General features: G+C 58.9%; 14 protein-coding genes. 5 read left to right on the top strand and 9 right to left on the bottom strand.

The window, feature by feature from the left end; genetic code table 11:
- From CRJ03_RS05215 to CRJ03_RS05195, 5 genes are all read right to left on the bottom strand, one after another.
- Positions 1 to 1,299, bottom strand: a complete 1,299-nt coding sequence (locus CRJ03_RS05215; RefSeq protein ID WP_165375249.1) for a branched-chain amino acid ABC transporter permease — start codon at positions 1,297 to 1,299, stop codon at positions 1 to 3.
- Positions 1,296 to 2,306 carry a branched-chain amino acid ABC transporter permease gene (locus CRJ03_RS05210; protein WP_104017845.1) on the bottom strand — a complete coding sequence of 337 codons (1,011 nt, stop codon included), beginning with the start codon at positions 2,304 to 2,306 and terminating at the stop codon, positions 1,296 to 1,298. The genes CRJ03_RS05215 and CRJ03_RS05210 overlap by 4 nt, the downstream gene beginning before the upstream one ends.
- Complete coding sequence (locus tag CRJ03_RS05205; protein WP_104017844.1) at positions 2,307 to 3,014, bottom strand: ABC transporter ATP-binding protein; 708 nt, start codon at positions 3,012 to 3,014, stop codon at positions 2,307 to 2,309. It lies immediately after the preceding gene.
- A complete protein-coding gene (locus CRJ03_RS05200; RefSeq protein WP_104017843.1) occupies positions 3,011 to 3,793 on the bottom strand; it encodes an ABC transporter ATP-binding protein in 783 nt (260 codons plus the stop codon). The genes CRJ03_RS05205 and CRJ03_RS05200 overlap by 4 nt, the downstream gene beginning before the upstream one ends.
- A gap of 93 nt (positions 3,794 to 3,886) precedes the next feature.
- On the bottom strand, positions 3,887 to 5,083 hold the full coding sequence (locus tag CRJ03_RS05195) for an ABC transporter substrate-binding protein (RefSeq protein ID WP_104017842.1): 1,197 nt from the start codon (positions 5,081 to 5,083) through the stop codon (positions 3,887 to 3,889).
- A gap of 1,047 nt (positions 5,084 to 6,130) precedes the next feature.
- Between CRJ03_RS05195 and CRJ03_RS05190 the strand changes: the two genes are divergently transcribed.
- The 5 genes from CRJ03_RS05190 (at position 6,131) to CRJ03_RS05170 (ending at position 13,172) form a co-directional block, all read left to right on the top strand.
- Positions 6,131 to 6,328 (top strand): helix-turn-helix transcriptional regulator, encoded by a 198-nt coding sequence (locus CRJ03_RS05190; protein WP_104017940.1) that lies wholly within the window; start codon positions 6,131 to 6,133, stop codon positions 6,326 to 6,328.
- A gap of 23 nt (positions 6,329 to 6,351) precedes the next feature.
- The gene (locus CRJ03_RS05185) at positions 6,352 to 8,043 is read left to right on the top strand and encodes a type I restriction-modification system subunit M (protein ID WP_240611562.1); all 1,692 of its coding nucleotides are present in this window, start codon (positions 6,352 to 6,354) and stop codon (positions 8,041 to 8,043) included.
- Between the two features lie 10 nt (positions 8,044 to 8,053).
- The gene (locus CRJ03_RS05180) at positions 8,054 to 9,277 is read left to right on the top strand and encodes a restriction endonuclease subunit S (RefSeq protein ID WP_165375248.1); all 1,224 of its coding nucleotides are present in this window, start codon (positions 8,054 to 8,056) and stop codon (positions 9,275 to 9,277) included.
- A gap of 5 nt (positions 9,278 to 9,282) precedes the next feature.
- Positions 9,283 to 10,197, top strand: a complete 915-nt coding sequence (locus CRJ03_RS05175) for an Abi family protein (RefSeq protein WP_206018305.1) — start codon at positions 9,283 to 9,285, stop codon at positions 10,195 to 10,197.
- A gap of 143 nt (positions 10,198 to 10,340) precedes the next feature.
- Positions 10,341 to 13,172, top strand: a complete 2,832-nt coding sequence (locus CRJ03_RS05170; RefSeq protein ID WP_104017838.1) for a type I restriction endonuclease subunit R — start codon at positions 10,341 to 10,343, stop codon at positions 13,170 to 13,172.
- A 138-nt stretch (positions 13,173 to 13,310) separates the two neighbouring features.
- On the opposite strand, the gene CRJ03_RS05165 is transcribed toward CRJ03_RS05170, so the two are convergent.
- From CRJ03_RS05165 to CRJ03_RS05150, 4 genes are all read right to left on the bottom strand, one after another.
- Positions 13,311 to 14,207 carry a replication-relaxation family protein gene (locus CRJ03_RS05165; protein WP_104017837.1) on the bottom strand — a complete coding sequence of 299 codons (897 nt, stop codon included), beginning with the start codon at positions 14,205 to 14,207 and terminating at the stop codon, positions 13,311 to 13,313.
- 19 nt (positions 14,208 to 14,226) lie between these two features.
- Entirely contained in the window at positions 14,227 to 16,302 is a 2,076-nt protein-coding gene (locus tag CRJ03_RS05160; protein ID WP_206018304.1) for a type IV secretory system conjugative DNA transfer family protein, read from the bottom strand.
- Positions 16,302 to 16,619, bottom strand: a complete 318-nt coding sequence (locus tag CRJ03_RS05155; RefSeq protein WP_240611561.1) for a hypothetical protein — start codon at positions 16,617 to 16,619, stop codon at positions 16,302 to 16,304. The genes CRJ03_RS05160 and CRJ03_RS05155 overlap by 1 nt, the downstream gene beginning before the upstream one ends.
- 256 nt (positions 16,620 to 16,875) lie before the next feature.
- Entirely contained in the window at positions 16,876 to 17,433 is a 558-nt protein-coding gene (locus tag CRJ03_RS05150; protein WP_104017835.1) for a hypothetical protein, read from the bottom strand.
- Positions 17,434 to 17,701 lie beyond the last annotated feature (268 nt).

Genomic DNA, 17,701 nt, shown 5'->3' with positions numbered 1-17,701 from the left:
CTACCGTTCGGGTATCAAGCCCTTTGGTGCGAACCTCATGACGACAAGCAGGATCGCGCCCATCATCAGATAACGCATATACGCCGCTCCCTCGATCATGTGCTGCGCCAATCCCGAGTCCTCGCCCAGCGGCGAGGTCACCGTCGCCATGAACCAGTTGCCGAATGGCTCTGCCTCGACCCACAGGAACCAGATGATGAAACCGCCCAGGACGGCACCCCAGTTGTTCCCGGAACCGCCCAGGATCACCATCACCCAGACCAGGAAGGTGAACCGCAGCGGGATGTAGCTTGTCGGCGTGAGCTGACCCTCGAGCGTGGTCAGCATCGCGCCCGCGACGCCGCAGGTGAAGCAGCCGAGCACGAAGGTCTGCAGGTGACGGGCCTTGACGTTCTTGCCCATGGCGGCGGCGGCATCGCGGTTGTCGCGGATGGCGCGCATCATCCGTCCCCACGGGGAGCGCAGCGCACGTTCCGCGAACCACATGATGATCGCCAGCACGGCGATGAACAGCGCCGCGTAGCACAGCTTGACGAAGAGGCCGGCGGCATCGGAGATATCCGCGGCGCCAAAGAAGTTCGCCAACCCGATGAACCAGTCCTGCTCGATCAGATCGATCTCGTAGGGGACGGGGCGCGGGATGCCGGTGACGTTCTTCACGCCGCGCGACAGCCACTCCTCGTACTTGATGATGGCGATGATGATCTCGGCAATACCAAGCGTGGCGATCGCCAGGTAGTCGGCGCGCAGCCCCAGCGCAATGCGCCCGATGAACCAGCCTGCACCGGCCGCGACCAGGCCGCCGATCGGCCAGGCCAGCACCACCGGCAGCCCGGCGCCGCCGAGATACCCGCTCAGCGCGGGGTCGATCGACTCGATCGCGTCGGTCGCCGGATCGAAGAAATACCCGATGACGAAATAGCCGACCACGAGCAGCACCAGCGTTACTGGCAGCTTCAGCACCGGCGGTACCGTGCGCCGCGCGAAGATGATCGCGGCCACCGTGCCGATCAGGCTCAGGACCGACAGCGCGATGTCGCCGCCGGCAACGGCCCACGCCTCGGTCACCGGCGGCATGGAGATCAGCACCGCCGTCAGTCCGCCCAGCGCCGTGAAGCCCATGACGCCGACATTGAAGAGGCCCGCATAGCCCCACTGCATGTTGACGCCCAGTGCCATCACCGCGGAGATGACGCACAGATTGAAGATGCCGAAGGCGACATTCCAGCTCTGGTAGAAGCCGATCGCGATCAGCGCCAGGACCATGAGGCCGTACAGGAGCGCAACCCTCTTAGTCATATCACTTTCCCGCGGATGATGCCCGTCGGTCGGACCAACAGGACCGCGACGAGGATGATGAAGGAGACCGCGAACTTGTAGTCCGTCGACAACAGCTGGACGAGGCCGTCCGGTGCCCAGCCCGTCGGACCGAGATAAGCCAGGAACTTCTTGAAGGCGTAGGTCACCATCACCTCGGAGAAGGCGACGATGAAGGCGCCAAGGATCGCCCCGACCGGCTGACCGATACCGCCGAGAATGGTCGCGGCGAAGATCGGTAGCAGGATTTGCAGGAATATGAACGGCTTGTAGGTCTTGTCCAGGCCGTAAAGCGTACCGGCAATGGCCGCGAGCGCGGCGGCGATAACCCAGGCGATCATGACCACGCGATCCGGATTGATACCGCAGAGCAGCGCCAGATCCTCGTCGTCCGAATAGGCGCGCATTGCCTTGCCGGAGCGTGTTTTCTGCAAGAACCAGAACAGCCACGCGACAACGACGGCGGCGACGACGATGGTGATCACCTGCGTCTGCTTGATGGCGATGCCCTCGTCGAGGCCGAGCAGTTCACGCGAATCGAAAGCGCCGATGATGAAGCGCTGGCCGTCGGCAAAACTCTGGTCGGCCGGCCCGATGATGATGCGGATCAGCCCGGCCAGCACGAACATCACGCCGACCGAGACAATGGCGAAGACGATCGGGTTGGAGCGCTGCCGGCGATAGAAGCGGAAAACCATGCGGTCCGTCAGCAGCGCGACCCCGATCGCCGCCAATATGCCTACCGGCAGAGCCAGGAGCGCGGTCGGGAAGGGGGCGATGCCTATCCCCATATCCTGAAGGAACCATGTCACCAGGATCGTGATCATGGTGCCGAACGACATCAGTTCGCCGTGCGAGAAGTTGGCGAACTTCAGGATTCCGAAGATGATGGTAACGCCGAGCGCCCCCAAGGCGAGCTGCGCGCCGTAGGCCGTCGCCGGAACGACGACGAAGTTGGCGAACAATGCGAGTGCGTTAAGGACCTCCATTCAACCCCCCAGAAAGGACCGGCGCACTTCTTCGTTGGCAAGAAGCGCTTCGCCTGTGTCGGTGAATCGGTTGCGGCCCTGGACCAGGACGAAGCCGTGGTCGGCGATCTCCAGCGCCTGGCGCGCATTCTGCTCGACCATGAGGATGGCGACGCCGGTCTTGGCAATCTCCAGAATCTTGTCGAACAATTCATCCATCACGATCGGCGAGACCCCGGCTGTCGGTTCGTCGAGCATCAACAGATCCGGGCGCGTCATCAGCGCGCGGCCGACGGCCACCTGCTGGCGCTGCCCGCCTGAGAGTTCGCCTGCCGGCTGGTTGCGTTTCTCGGCCAGAATCGGGAACAGGCTGAAGACCTGATCCTTCGTCTCCTCGATCTCGTCGTCCTCACGGATGAAGGCGCCCATTTCGAGGTTCTCCTCCACGGTCAGCGAGACGAAGACGTTGCGGTTCTGCGGCACGAAGGCCATTCCCTCGGAGACCCGGTCCTGCGGGGCGATGTTGGTGATGTCCTTGCCGTCCAGCGTGACGGTGCCCTCACGAAGGTCGAGCATGCCGAAGACGGCCTTCATCGCCGTCGACTTGCCAGCACCGTTCGGGCCGACGACGACGGCGATCTCGCCCTGTTCCACGGTGATGGTGCAGTCGTGGATAATGTCGGCACCGCCGTATCCGCCGGTCATGCCGGTCGCGCTCAGGAAACTCATGCCGGCGCCTTCCGCTCGTGCTTGCGGCCCGTGCCGAGATAGGCCTCGATGACCTCTTCGTTGTTCTTGACCTCCTCGATCGTGCCCTGGGTGAGAAGCTTGCCCTCGGCCATGACGATGACGGGGTCGCACAGGCGCGCGATGAAATCCATGTCGTGTTCGATCAGGCAGAAGGTGTAGTCGCGCTCCTCGTTGAGGCGCTTGATCGAGGTGGCGATGGTGTTCAGCAGGGTGCGGTTCACGCCGGCGCCGACCTCGTCCAGGAAGACGATCTTGGCGTCCACCATCATGGTGCGGCCCAGCTCCAGCAGCTTCTTCTGGCCGCCCGAGAGATTGCCGGCGAGTTCGTCCTTCAGGTGGTCGATCTGCAGGAATTCCATCACCTCCAGCGCCCGCTCGAGGTTCTTCGCCTCGATCTCCTTGACCCGACCGAAATTGAACCAGCTGTGGCGCAGTTGCTCGCCCGGCTGGTCGCCGGGGACGACCATCAGGTTCTCCAGCACGGTCAGCGTCGAGAACTCATGCGCGATCTGGAAAGTGCGCAGAAGGCCCTTGTGGAAAAGCTCGTGCGGCTCCAGGCCGGTAACGTCCTCGCCATCCAGATAGATAGCGCCGGAGGACGGCGGGAAGGCGCCCGCGATGATGTTGAACAGCGTCGTCTTGCCCGCGCCGTTGGGGCCGATCAGTCCCGTGATCGAGCCCTTCTCGATCGACAGCGAGACACCGTCGACCGCGCGAATGCCGCCGAAATTCTTGGCGACGCTTTCGACCGTTATCATTCAATCAATCCCGGTTTCCGGTAAAGAAGGAACGGCGAGGGATCGAGCTCCCTGGCCGTTCCTGTGAAGGCAGGCCGTCGCCCGGCGATGCCCTTAGTGGTACATCACCGTTTCGAACTTGCCGCCCTTGACCTCCGTCTCGCGGAAGCTGCCTGCGGACTCGCCCGGCTCAATCAGCTCCAGCGCGGTGCCACCGACATAGTCGATCTCACCGCCCTCGGCCAGAATCTTCAGGCCCTTGGCGAGCTCTCCCGGGTAGATCTTCTCGCCCGGGGCATTGGCGACGTCGAACATCTTGTCCTTGTAGACGGCGCTGTCGGTCGAATCGGCCGCCTGCATGGCGAGCAGGATCAGCGCCGAGGCGTCGTAAGCCTCCGGCACGTATGGGTCGTCGCCCTTGAAGTCCTTGCCCTCGGCCAGTTCGGCCAACATCGAGGCGCCCGGGCTGTCGGTGCCCGGATTGGTTCCGATGGAGCCGTCCAGCGCCTCGCCGAAGTGATTGGTCAACGCCTCGCCGACCATGCCGTCCGGCAGCACGAACTTGCTGAAGGCGCCGGTGTCGAGGGCGGCCTGGATCATGCCCTTGCCGCCCTGGTCGAGGTACCCGGCCACGATCAGCACTTCGCCGCCGGCCGACGCCAGCGTGCCGATCTCGGCCGAGTAGTCGGCCTTGCCGTCCTCGTGCGCCGCGACGGCGGTGATTTCACCGCCCGTGGCCTCGAATGCCGCCTGGATCGCATCGGCGAGACCCTTGCCGTAGTCGTTGTTTGTGTAGGTCAGCGCGGCGGAGCCGATTCCGCGACGCTCCAGTATGTCGGCGATGATCTGGCCCTGACGCGCGTCTGACGGGGCCGTGCGGAAGAAATAGCCGCCGTCTTCGATCGTCGACAGCGCCGGCGAAGTCGCCGACGGTGAGATCATGACGATGCCGTTCGCGCGCACGACGTTGTTAAGCACCGCCGTGGTGGCACCGGAGCAGGTCGCCCCGTTGATGCCGTGGACGCCCTCGGACGTCACCAGGCGCTCGGCCGCGGCCGTGGCGGCACCGGCGTCGATGCAGGTACTGTCGCCGCGGACCGAAACGACCTCGCGGCCGCCGAGGAACACGCCGCTGTCCGACACTTCCTTGATCGCCATTTCGCCGCCCAGCGCCATCGGCTTGACGAGTGACTCTGTCGGGCCGGTGAAGCCCTGCATCATGCCGATCTTGACCGGATCCTGCGCCAAGGCGCCCGTCGCGACGACCGTCGAGAATGCGGCCGACAGGAGGATGGCAGAGAGTTGTTTCATGGATAGCCCTTCCCTGTGTTGATAGGTTCGTTGTTCTTTTACTGCGCAGTATACATATCAAGAATGATGTTTCCACCCATCATAACTGACGTTCCCCAGATGGCTCCCGAACCTGGCCCTGAGGATAGCCGAACGGGCTCCAGGCCGATGCCTTGACCGCATGACCGCCCGTTGGACCGAACTTTCGACCACCGAACGGCTTTTGGCACCCTTTTCGGAGCTGTTTCCGCCTCATCCGGACACACGTCGCCCTCCGCCATCTTGCCCTTCTTGATCCACTGCTCCACCGTGCCAAGGTGATTGAAGAGAGCCGTCACTCGTCCGACAGGGCGGCTAGGGTCTGTACGCGGGCGGCTACCCGTCTATGATGACCACCAAGTCAAGTTTTGGATCACCGACGCGCTGGGAAGAAGATGGTGGCCCTGCGCCAGGCCGCCCTGCAAGAGTTGGGGTCGGGGTGGCGTCTTCTTTCGTCATTAAAGCACGGCCATCGGCGGGCTTTGGACAGGCTGTCCGTCTTGAGCGCGACGTAGACGACCTTGCGCGATTCGACCGCTGACTAGCGCTTCGGAGCCCGGCGACGGAGATGGTAGGTGGACCCGCGGAGATGAATTCGGCATGCCAATCCGCTGCCGCAAAGCGTCGCCGCACGCAAGCGTTGATGTAGTGGAAAGTGTGGCAAAACACGTTCAGTCGATAGTGATCTCGCTACGACAGAAGCGGATTGTTGTTTAAATATATTGACTTAATCGAAGGGCCACACCTGATTTCTTGGTGCCAGGAGAGGACTCACAATTGTCAGTTAAATAATTGATATGTAATCATATATGATGTGTGGTTTAAAAATGTACCCCGGGCACATACCCCAGAACCACTTTGAATTCAGAGGTTCGAAGCCAGACCGAGGACCGTACCCTTAGGGGAATCCGGCAAGGCTTACACGTTCGAAAACCTTTATCCATTTCGCAACTCGTTGTAGGTTCAGGATGCCTAGGCTTTTGTCAACCCTAGGGCATCGCGATGCTCTTCAGTCATGGAGACATCGTGATGAGGATACTTTCAAAGCGCCAACTCAAGGAGCTGGTCCTCTACTCGCCGCAACACATCGCGCGGCTGGAAAAAGCAGGCCAATTCCCCAAGCGGGTACAGCTGGGCTCGAACAGAGTGGGATGGGTTGAGGACGAAGTTCTGGACTGGCTCCAGCAACGGTTGGACAGCCGCGAAGAACCCGAACGACACTCCTGATTCAGGAGCCAGGGCGGCTGGCAGTGCACAAGCCAGCCGCCCACTATTTCAAACCCGCCTATTCGCCTGTTGCCAATTGCCCCTCACTGCGTCACTTTGCGCAAAGCGGCAGAAAAAAGTACAATGAAATCATGACTGAAGCACAAAAGCAGCGACTGGAGCGCCAACTCTGGAGTATCGCGAACGAGCTGCGTGGGAAGATGGATGCGGACGAGTTCCGCGACTACATCCTGGGCTTCATTTTCTACAAGTATCTCTCCGAGAAGCAGCACCTGTTCGCAAACAAGCTTCTCGAGACGGAGCATGTGAAGGATTACGCTCAGGTCACAGACGCGGACGACCTCGAGGCGATCCGCGAGGAGTCCCTTGAGAAGCTCGGGTATTTTCTGAAGCCCAACGAGATATTCACCGCCATCGCCAAGCGTGGAAACATCAAGGTCGATGAAGACGACGGGGAAGTTGCTGACAACTTCATTCTGGAAGACCTGCAAGGCATTCTCAACGCCATCGAGCTGAGTACGATGGGCAATGACAGTGAAGACGATTTCAACAAGCTCTTCGAGGATATCGACCTGGCCAGCACGAAGCTGGGCCGCTCCCCTGCCGCGCGCAACACCCTCATCGCCAAGGTACTGGCCCATCTTGACCAGATCGATTTCCAGCTCGACCAGGTGGACGCCGACGTTCTGGGCGATGCCTATGAATACCTGATCGGAAAGTTTGCCTCCGGGGCGGGAAAAAAGGCCGGCGAGTTCTATACCCCGCAGCAGGTCAGCCGCGTGCTGGCGAAAATCGTGACCCTTGGCAAGACCAAGATCAAATCCGCCTATGATCCCGCGTGTGGATCGGGCTCTTTGCTCTTGCGTATCGCCAAGGAAGCCCAGGTCGGGCACTTCTACGGGCAGGAGCTCAACCGCACCACCTACAACCTCGCACGCATGAACATGATCCTGCATGACGTGCATTTCAGCCGCTTCGATATTCAGCAGGAAGACACGCTCGAAGAGCCTCAGCACATCCTGGAGCGCTTTGAGGCCGTGGTGGCCAACCCGCCCTTTTCTGCCAAATGGAAGGGGGCAAACAACCCCCTCAACGAGACCGATGACCGCTTCAGCATCTACGGGAAGATGGCACCGGCGTCGAAGGCCGACTTTGCCTTTGTGCAGCATATGATCCACCAGCTGGCCGACAACGGTACCGCCGCCGTGGTACTGCCGCACGGGGTGCTGTTCCGAGGCGCGGCCGAGGGGGTGATCCGCGAATACATCATCAAAGAGCAGAACTACCTCGATGCCGTGATCGGACTACCGCCCAACATCTTCTACGGCACATCCATCCCGGCCTGTATCCTGGTGCTCAAGAAATGCCGCGTGCATGACGGCGATATCCTTTTCATCGACGCCAGCCGGGACTTTGAGAAGCAGGGCAACCAGAACCACCTGACCGACGCGCATGTCGAGAAGATTGTCGATACGTACGAGAGGCGTGAGACCGTCGAACGCTACAGCTATGTAGCCCCGCTCAGCGAGGTGGCCGAGAACGACTACAACCTGAACATCCCGCGTTACGTCGATACCTTTGAAGATGAAGACCCCATCGACCTGATTGCCATCACGGCCGAGCTGCAATGGCTCGAGGCCGAGATGGCCGAGACCGACGCAAATGTCGCCGGGTTCTGTGATGAGCTTGGTATCCCAAGCCCCTTTAATTCCTAAGCCTGCGCCCATGACACAGACAGATCAACAAAACATGCCAAAGTTGAGGTTTCCGGATTTCGAGGGGGCTTGGACGGAGCAAGAGTTCTCTTCATTCCTACACCCAGACTTTCGCGCTGTTCCAAAGCCATCAGAAAAATATCTCGCTCTCGGAGTTCGCAGTCATGGCAAAGGAACGTTTCAAAAACCCGACTCGGAGCCCGAGAAAATTGCTATGGAGACCTTGTATGAGGTTCACAGAAATGACCTCATTGTGAATATCACATTTGCTTGGGAGGGGGCCATTGCTATCGCTAGGATGGACGATCATGGAGGCTTGGTTTCTCATAGGTTTCCTACCTACACATTCAAACGAGAAAAAGTCATTCACGAGTTTTTTGAGTATGTCATTGAGGACAGGCGTTTCCGAAAAACCCTTGATCTAATTTCGCCGGGCGGAGCAGGTCGAAACCGAGTTTTGAGTAAAAAGGACTTTCAAAAGATCAAGCACCGCTTCCCCACCATTCCCGAGCAACGCAAGATTGCGGAATTCCTTGGCGCGGTGGATACGAAAATTGCGCAACTGGCGCGCAAGAAAACCTTGCTGGAGCATTACAAAAAGGGCTGCGTGCAGCAGATCTTCAATAAAGAAATCCGTTTCAAGGATGAGAATGGTCAAGATTTCCCGGACTGGGAGGAGAAGCGACTGGAAGAGGTGGTGAACTTCTCTAAAGGTAAAGGTATTTCAAAGGCCGACATCACTGAAGGTGGCGTTACACCCTGCATCAGATATGGAGAAATCTATACCGTCTACCGTGAGCATATCACCGCAGTGCAATCTGCAACCAATGCCGCCTCAAGCGCCCTCTATTTAAGCCAACCCGGTGATGTCATCATCCCGGCGTCCGGAGAGGACCCCCTCGATATGGCGCGGGCTTGTTGCGTCGAAGACGACGGTATCGCTCTTGGCGGCGATATCAATGTGCTGCGTGGCGCGCCGAATGGCGTATTTCTCGCCTATTATCTAAACAACGCGAAGCGAAAAGACATAGCCAGCTATGCGCAAGGTAATTCCGTTGTGCACCTATACGCCTCACAAATGCGAAACCTGAGGGTATCCCTTCCCCACCCCGCCGAGCAACGCAAGATTGCCGATTTCCTCTCGGCGCTTGATGTCAAGATCGACCTGGCTGGCATGCTGCTCCAGGAGGTCCGCCGCTTCAAGACCGGACTGCTGCAACAAATGTTTGTATAATGCCTATGAAACCATGGAAATCCATCGATGCGCAGATCGGCGTCCTTAAGTCCAAGGGCATGGTGATCACCGATGAGGCTCGCGCGGCGCAGGCGTTGGAACGGTTTGGCTATTACCGTTTGAGCGGCTATTGGTTTTCCTTTCGCGCCAAAGATGAGATGGGCCAGATCCTCGACCACTTCACACCAGATACCCACCTGAGCGAGATCGTGGATCTTTATGTCTTCGACAAGCGGCTGCGGCTGCTAGCGCTCGATGCGTTGGAGAGAATCGAGCTCGCCTTACAGGTCGATGTCGCCAGTACCCTCGGGCAGCACGATCCGGTTGCCCATACCAAGGCTGAATTCCTCAATCAGAAGTTCGTCAAGAATGGGCAAGCCGATCGGTGGATACGAAAGTACGGTGACCTAAAGTCACGATCCGACCGACGGGCGTTTGTTCGGCACAATCTCGATACCTACGGTGAGTTGCCTATCTGGGTTGCCATAGAGATCTTTGACTTCGGTGCGTTGTCACACCTCTTCAAGATGATGCGCCGCCAGGATCGGGATCGGATCGCGGGGAAGTATGGACTGAGCGGCGGGCATGTCCTCGAGCAATGGCTCAAGTCGCTTACCTATCTACGCAACGTGGCCGCACACCATGAACGTCTCTGGAACAATAACATCAAAGACCACGCGGCTGTCCCGCCACAGTTTTCTCAGATCGCGCATACCAACCAGTACCGCCCCTTCCGTTACTTCTGCATCATGCAGTTCTTCCTCGAGCAACTGTGCCCACGCTCTTCATGGCGCGACCGTGTGCGTGAGCACCTGCTCAACTTCCCTACCCCGACAAACGGCAAGGTGCATCTGAGTGACATGGGTGTGGTTGAAGGATGGGACGAGTGGGCGCTGTGGCGTCCCAAAAACGAAAACTGACGCGTGCACATGGTGCAGAGGCGTCAGTCGTGTATGATATTAATATACGTTAGGATCCTGAATTTATCAAGAACAGACTGTGGATGAGTGAAGCACCGCCAGATTTACTAGAACTTACAAGAATCACAAGATATCAGTAGCTTATGAATACCCAAACAGAGCAGCAGCTTGAGAACGCCCTGATCAACCAGCTTGAAACTCTGGGCTGGGATCGCGTGACGATTGCGGATGAGGCTGATCTGGTCGCGAACCTCAAGCGTCGGCTTGAAATCCACAACAAGACCAACTTGTCAGACGCTGAATTCAAGCAGGTACTCAACAAGCTGGCACGCGGGAACATCTTCGAGAAAGCCAAAATCCTGCGTGACAAGGTGGATTTCTCCCGCGACGATGGCACCACCGGCTATATCGAGCTGATCAATCAAGTGCAGTGGTGCAAGAACCAGTATCAGGTGACCAACCAGGTCACGATGGAGGGGTGTTACAAGAACCGCTACGACGTGACGCTTCTGGTGAATGGCCTGCCCCTTGTACAGATCGAACTGAAGCGGCGCGGGCTCGAGATGAAGGAAGCCTTCAACCAGACGAACCGGTATCACAGGCACAGCTTCTCCGCCGGGTACGGGTTGTTCGGGTATTTACAGCTTTTCGTGATCTCGAATGGCGTCAACACCAAGTATTTCGCCAACGCGCCCGTGCAGCGGCGAGATTTCAAGCAGACCTTCTTCTGGGCTGACCGAGACAACACGAAGATAACCCAGCTCAGCGAGTTTGCCGACGCCTTCCTCGAGAAATGCACCCTCTCGAAGATGATCACAAAATACATCGTGCTGCACGAGAGCGACCGGATGCTGATGGCATTGCGCCCGTATCAGTTCTACGCGGTCGAGGCGATCGTGGAGCGTGTGCAGAACGGGCCGAAGAACGGCTATGTCTGGCACACGACGGGATCAGGCAAGACGCTCACCAGCTTCAAGGCCGCGCAAATCCTCACGCAGAGCCCGCATGTGCACAAGGTTGTCTTCGTGGTGGATCGCAAGGACCTCGATTTTCAGACTATCAAGGAGTTCAACAGTTTTCAGGAAGGCAGCGTGGATGCCACGACCAATACCGGAAACCTGGTGCGGCAGTTCTCCGATGATACACCACTGATCGTCACCACGCTTCAGAAGCTCAACACCGCCATCAGTCGCGAACGTCATCTGAAGACCATGGAAGGCCTGCGCGACAAGCGCATGGTCTTCATCTTCGATGAATGCCACCGCAGCCAGTTCGGAGACACGCATCGGCGCATCAGCGATTTCTTCCAGAACGTGCAGATGTTCGGCTTCACCGGCACGCCGATCTTCGCCGAGAACGCGGCAAAGAATGCCCTAGGCAGGCGCACCACCAAAGACCTCTTCGGAGAGTGCCTGCACAAGTATGTCATCACCGATGCGATTCGGGACGAGAACGTGCTGAAGTTTTCGGTCGAGTATATCCGCACCTTCAAGGGCAAGGAGGGTATCGAGGATATCGAGGTGGAGGCCATCGATACGGCCGAGGTGATGGAAGCTCCTGACCGGCTTGAGAAGATCGTGGACTACATCGTCGCCAACCACGACCGGAAAACCCATGGCCGCCAGTTCACCGCCATCATGTGCGTGTCGAACGTGAAAACCCTGATCGCCTATTATAAGCTCTTCAAGGCCAAGAAGATCGCCGGGGAGCATGATCTGACCGTGGCCACCATCTTTTCCTACCAGGCCAATGAAGAGGATGCCGACGCCGATGGCATGGGCATCGGAGGTGACCTGCCGGACGATAGCCAGCCCGTGAATGCGCATAGCCGCGAGGCGCTCGACAGCTTCATCAGCGACTACAACGCGCGGTTCGGCACCAATTACTCCACGAAGGACGGAAAGCTCTTCTATTCCTATTACAAGGATATCGGAAAGCGCGTGAAGAACCGCGAGGTCGATATTCTGCTGGTGGTAAACATGTTTCTTACCGGCTTCGACAGCAAGGCGCTCAATACGATCTACGTCGACAAGAACCTCAAACACCACGGGCTCATCCAGGCCTATTCACGCACCAACCGCATCATGGGGGCGAAGAAGTCCCAGGGCAATGTGGTTGCCTTCCGCAACCTCAAACCCGCCACCGATAAGGCGATCGAACTGTTCGCCAACAAGGACGCTCAGGAAGACATCATCCTTGCTCCCTACGAGGATTATGTCGCGAAGTTCGAGGATGCGGTGGCCAAGCTTTTGGCCATCACGCCCACCGTCGAGAGCGTCGACGCACTGGTCACCGAAGAGGATGAGGCGCGCTTCGTGCAGGCCTTCCGGGAGGTGATCCGCATCAAGAACGTGCTCGACTGTTTCACCCAGTTCGACTTTTCCGAATTGCCGATCGACGCGCAGAGCTTTGCCGATTACCGCAGCAAATATCTTGACCTGCATGACAAAGTGCGCAGCGACAAGGAAAAGGAGAAGGTGTCTGTCCTCAATGACCTCGACTTCGAAATCGAACTCATCAGCCGCGACAAGATCAATGTCAGCTACATCATCAATCTGCTGCGCACCATGCGCGACAAGACCCCCGCAGAGCAGGCCAAGACCCGCAAGAGCATCATGGACGTGCTCGACACCGAGGCGCAGCTGCGCAGCAAGAAGGAGCTCATCGAGCGGTTTATCGCTGAACATTTTGCCAATCTGCCCGCGAGCGCCGATGTCGGAGAGGCGTTTGATACATATTGGGCCGACGAGAAGCGCCAGGCCATCGAGGCCCTCAGCCGCGAAGAAGCGCTCAAGCAAGATGGGCTTGAGGCGGTTATCGGCACCTATCTCTTCACGGAGAAAACCCCGATGCGTGATGATGTCATCGGGATCATGGAGACGCGCCCTTCCTTGCGCGAGCGACGCAGCGTCGCGGATCGCGTCATCGACAAGATCAGGACGTTCGTTGAAACCTTCATCGACGGTGTCGACTAGTGTTCGCCACCTGACACAAGAGACACGTTAGAAGCAGGGTATCGGACCTTGGTTCGGCAGCCTTATCCATGAATGATCGTCATACTGCGTTCGACGTCCGGTTACTCTGTATCTGACCGCACTGCCGCTACGACAGGGCTAGACGCAACAAATCCGGACGCGGCTCCGATCTGGCCGCATCCAGTGGCCGTCGAACAGCCGCGTTTCGATGCGAGGTGCTGCGCGGGCGATCACATCGCCTCCGACGACTTGCCCCAATACATACGGTGCCAGCTTCGGGGCTGTCGAAGATGCCAACTTTAAAAAGCGTTCTCGATCGGTTCGAGACGAGAACACCCACAACACGATCAGATTGGCCTTGAGTCCGTAATGCCTCTTATAGAGTTGCCGCTCGATCACATGCTGATACTGCTCGATAGATCGTGCCCAGCTCTTGCGTCTGGCGGGCGATGTCTTGGGTTCCGTGCCTCGATCCACCTCCAAGGCAAACGCGCGGTAGCTGCCGCCGTAATCCAGCGCAAAGAGCTGGTCCGGGATCAGCTTCGTGCCCGCGACAGGGATCGCGAGATCGGCCCCGGTCCGGGACAGGATTTCGTGCGTCGGGATGTAGCGCACACCCTCGCGAGCCGCAGCGATGTCGATCGACCCGGTCACGCACGAGACAGTGTAACCGTGCCACCAGTGCCCGGTGGGGTGAACCGTCGGCTCGTCAAGGCCGAGATCGCGGAGATGATCCTTCGCCTTTTTCGTGAGGTCATAGATATACGGGTTGAACTCCGCACGCTCGGTCGCGCGTTGCTGGCGCGGCAGTGCGAGATACCCGCCGGCGCGGAGTTTCTGCATCTGCCTGAGCGCCGTATCCCTGCAGCGGTGCGTGTCGCGGGTAAGCTCGTAAAGGTACTGCGAGCTTTGCGGGCCGTGGCGTTCGAGGTGCTTGAACCAACGGATTTCGCGCTCGGTGGGCCGCACATGGGATTGCGGCGCGATATGGTGGAAGGTGGCCCGGCCCAGGCTGTCTGTCTGCGGTTGTGTCATGCGGCCAGGATAGGCTTCCTCAGAGCTCCGGCGAAGGATTGAGCGGGTCGCCGGGGTCGTTTTCTTCCGGCGGCTCCGGCGCGTCGTCGTCGGATGTGTCGCTATGCTCGACCGTGGTCTGCCAGGGCTCCGCATAGGCTTCGCGGCACTGTTGCCTTATGGCCTCGATCTCATCTTTTGTGGCTTTCGGCAGCTTTTCCAGAACGAAGAACGGAAAGCCGATCGGCACGGCGCGTTCGGTCAGGCCGCGAATGAAGGTGGCAAAGGTACCCTTGGGCTGGCTCTGAATGAGTTCCGGGTTGGCATTCATCTGACCGGCCAGCGCCCGGGCATCCCGCGCCGAGACGCCGCCCGCGAGCTTGATCGAGGTATTGGCCTCAAAGGCCTCCTGCAATCCGCTTGAGAGCTGGCCCAGATACTGGTGCGCCATCACCATGCCGACCCGGTACTTGCGGGCCTGGCTGAGGATAATGCCGATGTTCCGGTCGAAATAGTCCTGCGCCTCGTCGACATAGACCATGACCGGCAGACGGTCATAGGCGGGCAATGTGGCGCGTTCCTGCGCCGCCTGGGCAATAAGCGCAATGAAGAACCGGCCGAAAATTTCCGTGCCCTGTTCCTTCAGCAAGCTCTTCGAGGTGTTGATCAGGATGAGCTTGCCCGCATTCATCTCCGAGAACATGTCGAACTTGCTCTGGGGGTGCGAGAACATCCGCTCGAAGGTCTGGTTTTCCAGCACCCCATAGAGCCGGCGCAGCACCTGCGTTTTCGTATTGGCGAACTCCTTGCTGTCGAACTCGGTCTCGAAAAAACGCCGCGGCGTGCCGGAGAGCTGGTCGATGTACGCGCGGTATGTCTCGACCCCGCCCGGCTCCATCAGCTCGCGCAGCGTGTGGATCGTGGCATCGGGGATATGGAACATGAGCCGCGTCACGTAGCGGAAGACCACCGACTGTTTGGCCGTCATGCCGGCCGAGAGCAGCGAGCCCAGCACGAAGTCATAGAGTTCGATGATCGAGTTGGTGAGCCGCTCGCGTTCCAGCGGGTCGTAGCTCTCCAGCCGGTCCTGGCCGACGGAGAAGAGATTAAGACAGACCGGCCAGCCGATATCTTCGGGATCGATCAGCACGATCTTCTCGGGCGGCACGGTCTTCGCGTGGAGGATCGTGTCGATCAGATCGCCCTGGCTGTCGATCACCACCACGGTCTTGTCGCCGCGTTCGACTTCTTCGATATCCTTGGAGATGAAGTACTGCAGCGTCTGGGTTTTGCCGTGGCCGGAGCCGGCGACGATATGGGTATGCTCGAAGCGCCGTTCCTCGGGAATGGTGAAGGGCGTGCGCAGTCTGAAAAGGTCTTTCAGGTGCGTGCCGCGCAGGTAGGTCTCGACCACGTCGTCGTGCTTGTAGTCGATGGGAAGGACGGGGTTGGTGCGGTGGGTGGCGGCGAGATTGGCATCCAGCCGCTCACGCAGCGCCTTGAAGTGATGGTAGTCGTTCTCCTGAAAGAAGGGTGTGATGACGTTCTGCACGGTCTGGCCGAGCGGCTGGGTGAACTGCGTCACCTCGACCAGGACATCGCCCTCGACGGGCGGGACCGCATCGGCAACGGGCGCCAGCGCCTTCGAGATAATCTCCAGCGCCGACATGACCATCACCCGGTCGCTTTTCGCCTGTCCGGCCTTGGCGAGCATGTCCCGGTAGCGGGCACCCTCGACGGTGTTGCAAAGGGCTGGCGGCGGCGGGATTTCCGGCATCAGCCCTTCCTGCTCGAAAAGCGCCCGACCGATCTGCAGCAGCTGCACGCGCAGGGACGACGGCACATCTGGCGGCCAGTGGCTCGAAAGGCCCGCGTCGATTTCCTCATCCGTGAGTTGCACGGAGCCTGCGACCGCGTGATTGTAGAGGATCATGGTTTCGTCGCGGGCGAGGCGTTCGAGGCGTTTGGGGTTCTCAGAGTAGAGGCGGTAGCCGACATAGGCCGGAATGGCGATCAGCGCGACATAGGAGACGAGAATGGCAATGAGCAGGATCATCGCGAGAACGAACGCGCCCAGAACCACGCCGAAGTAGTCTTCTGAAAAACTCCTGGCCATCAGAACTCGACCACGGTGCGATCGGCGGTGTCCGCATTGTCGTCGAGCCAGCGCTTCATCTGCGCCAGCATGTCCAGCAGATTGTCTTCGTAGATCTTGGCTTTCGAGGGATTGGCGCAGAGAAACCGGTCGGTTCGGCCATCCATCAGATGCTCGACCCGGAGCTCGAACTTCTCGTCGCGGTCATCCACCCTGGCCGTTGCCGGTCGCCTGTCCACCAGCTTTGTCTTCAGGAGATTTCTCTGCCGTATGATCTGCTTTTCCTCATGGGTAAAGGCGACGGTCAGGTGCACCTCGTAATAGGTTGTCTTGAACAATAGACCCTTGCGGACCGTATGGTGAGAAATCGAAACCCGCATCCCCCAACCCCATTCAAAATGAAAGGGTCGGGAGGGCGGGTTTATCAATAGCTGGCGGTGATAAAGTCACGGCTTCCGATCCTCGCATTCTGTTCCGCTACGCGCCGCCATGTTCCGCCCCCGACCCCCATACCGGATACCCATAGAGGTTGGGGGTCGGTATGGGGATATAACAGGATATCAAGCGAGCACATTTTACGGACACTCAGCATCACTATTTCAAGCTTCGATCGATTGCCTTCTTCGCGAAATCGACGGATCTGTACGGCGTACCTCCAACCAGGTAGTTTCCTCCAACGTGCACGATATTAACGCCACGATACTCGATACTGTCGTCCGAATTCTGCGTCACTGAATGATCATTCGAGGCGGGCTTGGGTTCCGGCAGCTCTTCCGTGAAGGTCGCCTTGCCGGATGTCTTGTTACCACCGTCCGTTTCCACGGCGGTCACGTAACTCTGCGGGCTTGTATCATCCTGCTTCAGACCTTGCCGCGAGACCTCTAGTTGGTCGCGGGCGATCTGCAGCATCTGCTGCGTGTACTCGGCCGTATCGACGGTCGCTCGGCCGGCCTGCACGAACGCGACAGAAACCAAACCGGCAAACGCAATCGATCCACCAACCAGTAGTGATGAAACAGTAGCACCGGCCCCTCCATATTCACTGACACTTGCCGCCATGCCAATACCCACAACTCCACCGATGACGACAAGCGCCCAGCCACAGAACTCAATGAATGAAAATACGTTCCGCGCAACTTCGTAGCTTCGCATGAGATTGCCCCCCTTCTGTCCCCAAAAGAAAATGCTGCAACGGTCGGTTGCAATCTGTCAATAATGAGCAGCCAACTGCTGCTGTCATCGACTTGGCCGAACTGGCCATACATGCCGGCCGAAGAATTGCAACGGCGGTTGTCGAGATCCCCCGACACAGCCGTGGCTTTATAAGCCTCAGTTCATGTCCTGAACTGGCATCCGCCCCGTCCGGTGAACAGGGGCTGTGGTGCCGCGCGGGGCGCGTCAGCCTCCGCCTTCACAAATC

It is taken from the genome of Roseovarius nitratireducens, assembly GCF_002925845.1.
GTDB lineage: Bacteria > Pseudomonadota > Alphaproteobacteria > Rhodobacterales > Rhodobacteraceae > Roseovarius > Roseovarius nitratireducens.
Note: the sequence above shows the minus strand (reverse complement) of the source record. Positions and strands in the feature narration are given on the sequence as shown.

Bases quoted from the DNA above. Each gene is read 5' to 3' on its own strand.
- CRJ03_RS05215 (WP_165375249.1), bottom strand. From the start codon at position 1,299: ATGACTAAGAGGGTTGCGCTCCTGTACGGCCTCATGGTCCTGGCGCTG.
- CRJ03_RS05210 (WP_104017845.1), bottom strand. From the start codon at position 2,306: ATGGAGGTCCTTAACGCACTCGCATTGTTCGCCAACTTCGTCGTCGTT.
- CRJ03_RS05205 (WP_104017844.1), bottom strand. From the start codon at position 3,014: ATGAGTTTCCTGAGCGCGACCGGCATGACCGGCGGATACGGCGGTGCC.
- CRJ03_RS05200 (WP_104017843.1), bottom strand. From the start codon at position 3,793: ATGATAACGGTCGAAAGCGTCGCCAAGAATTTCGGCGGCATTCGCGCG.
- CRJ03_RS05195 (WP_104017842.1), bottom strand. From the start codon at position 5,083: ATGAAACAACTCTCTGCCATCCTCCTGTCGGCCGCATTCTCGACGGTC.
- CRJ03_RS05190 (WP_104017940.1), top strand. From the start codon at position 6,131: ATGAGGATACTTTCAAAGCGCCAACTCAAGGAGCTGGTCCTCTACTCG.
- CRJ03_RS05180 (WP_165375248.1), top strand. From the start codon at position 8,054: ATGACACAGACAGATCAACAAAACATGCCAAAGTTGAGGTTTCCGGAT.
- CRJ03_RS05175 (WP_206018305.1), top strand. From the start codon at position 9,283: ATGAAACCATGGAAATCCATCGATGCGCAGATCGGCGTCCTTAAGTCC.
- CRJ03_RS05170 (WP_104017838.1), top strand. From the start codon at position 10,341: ATGAATACCCAAACAGAGCAGCAGCTTGAGAACGCCCTGATCAACCAG.
- CRJ03_RS05165 (WP_104017837.1), bottom strand. From the start codon at position 14,207: ATGACACAACCGCAGACAGACAGCCTGGGCCGGGCCACCTTCCACCAT.
- CRJ03_RS05160 (WP_206018304.1), bottom strand. From the start codon at position 16,302: ATGGCCAGGAGTTTTTCAGAAGACTACTTCGGCGTGGTTCTGGGCGCG.
- CRJ03_RS05150 (WP_104017835.1), bottom strand. From the start codon at position 17,433: ATGCGAAGCTACGAAGTTGCGCGGAACGTATTTTCATTCATTGAGTTC.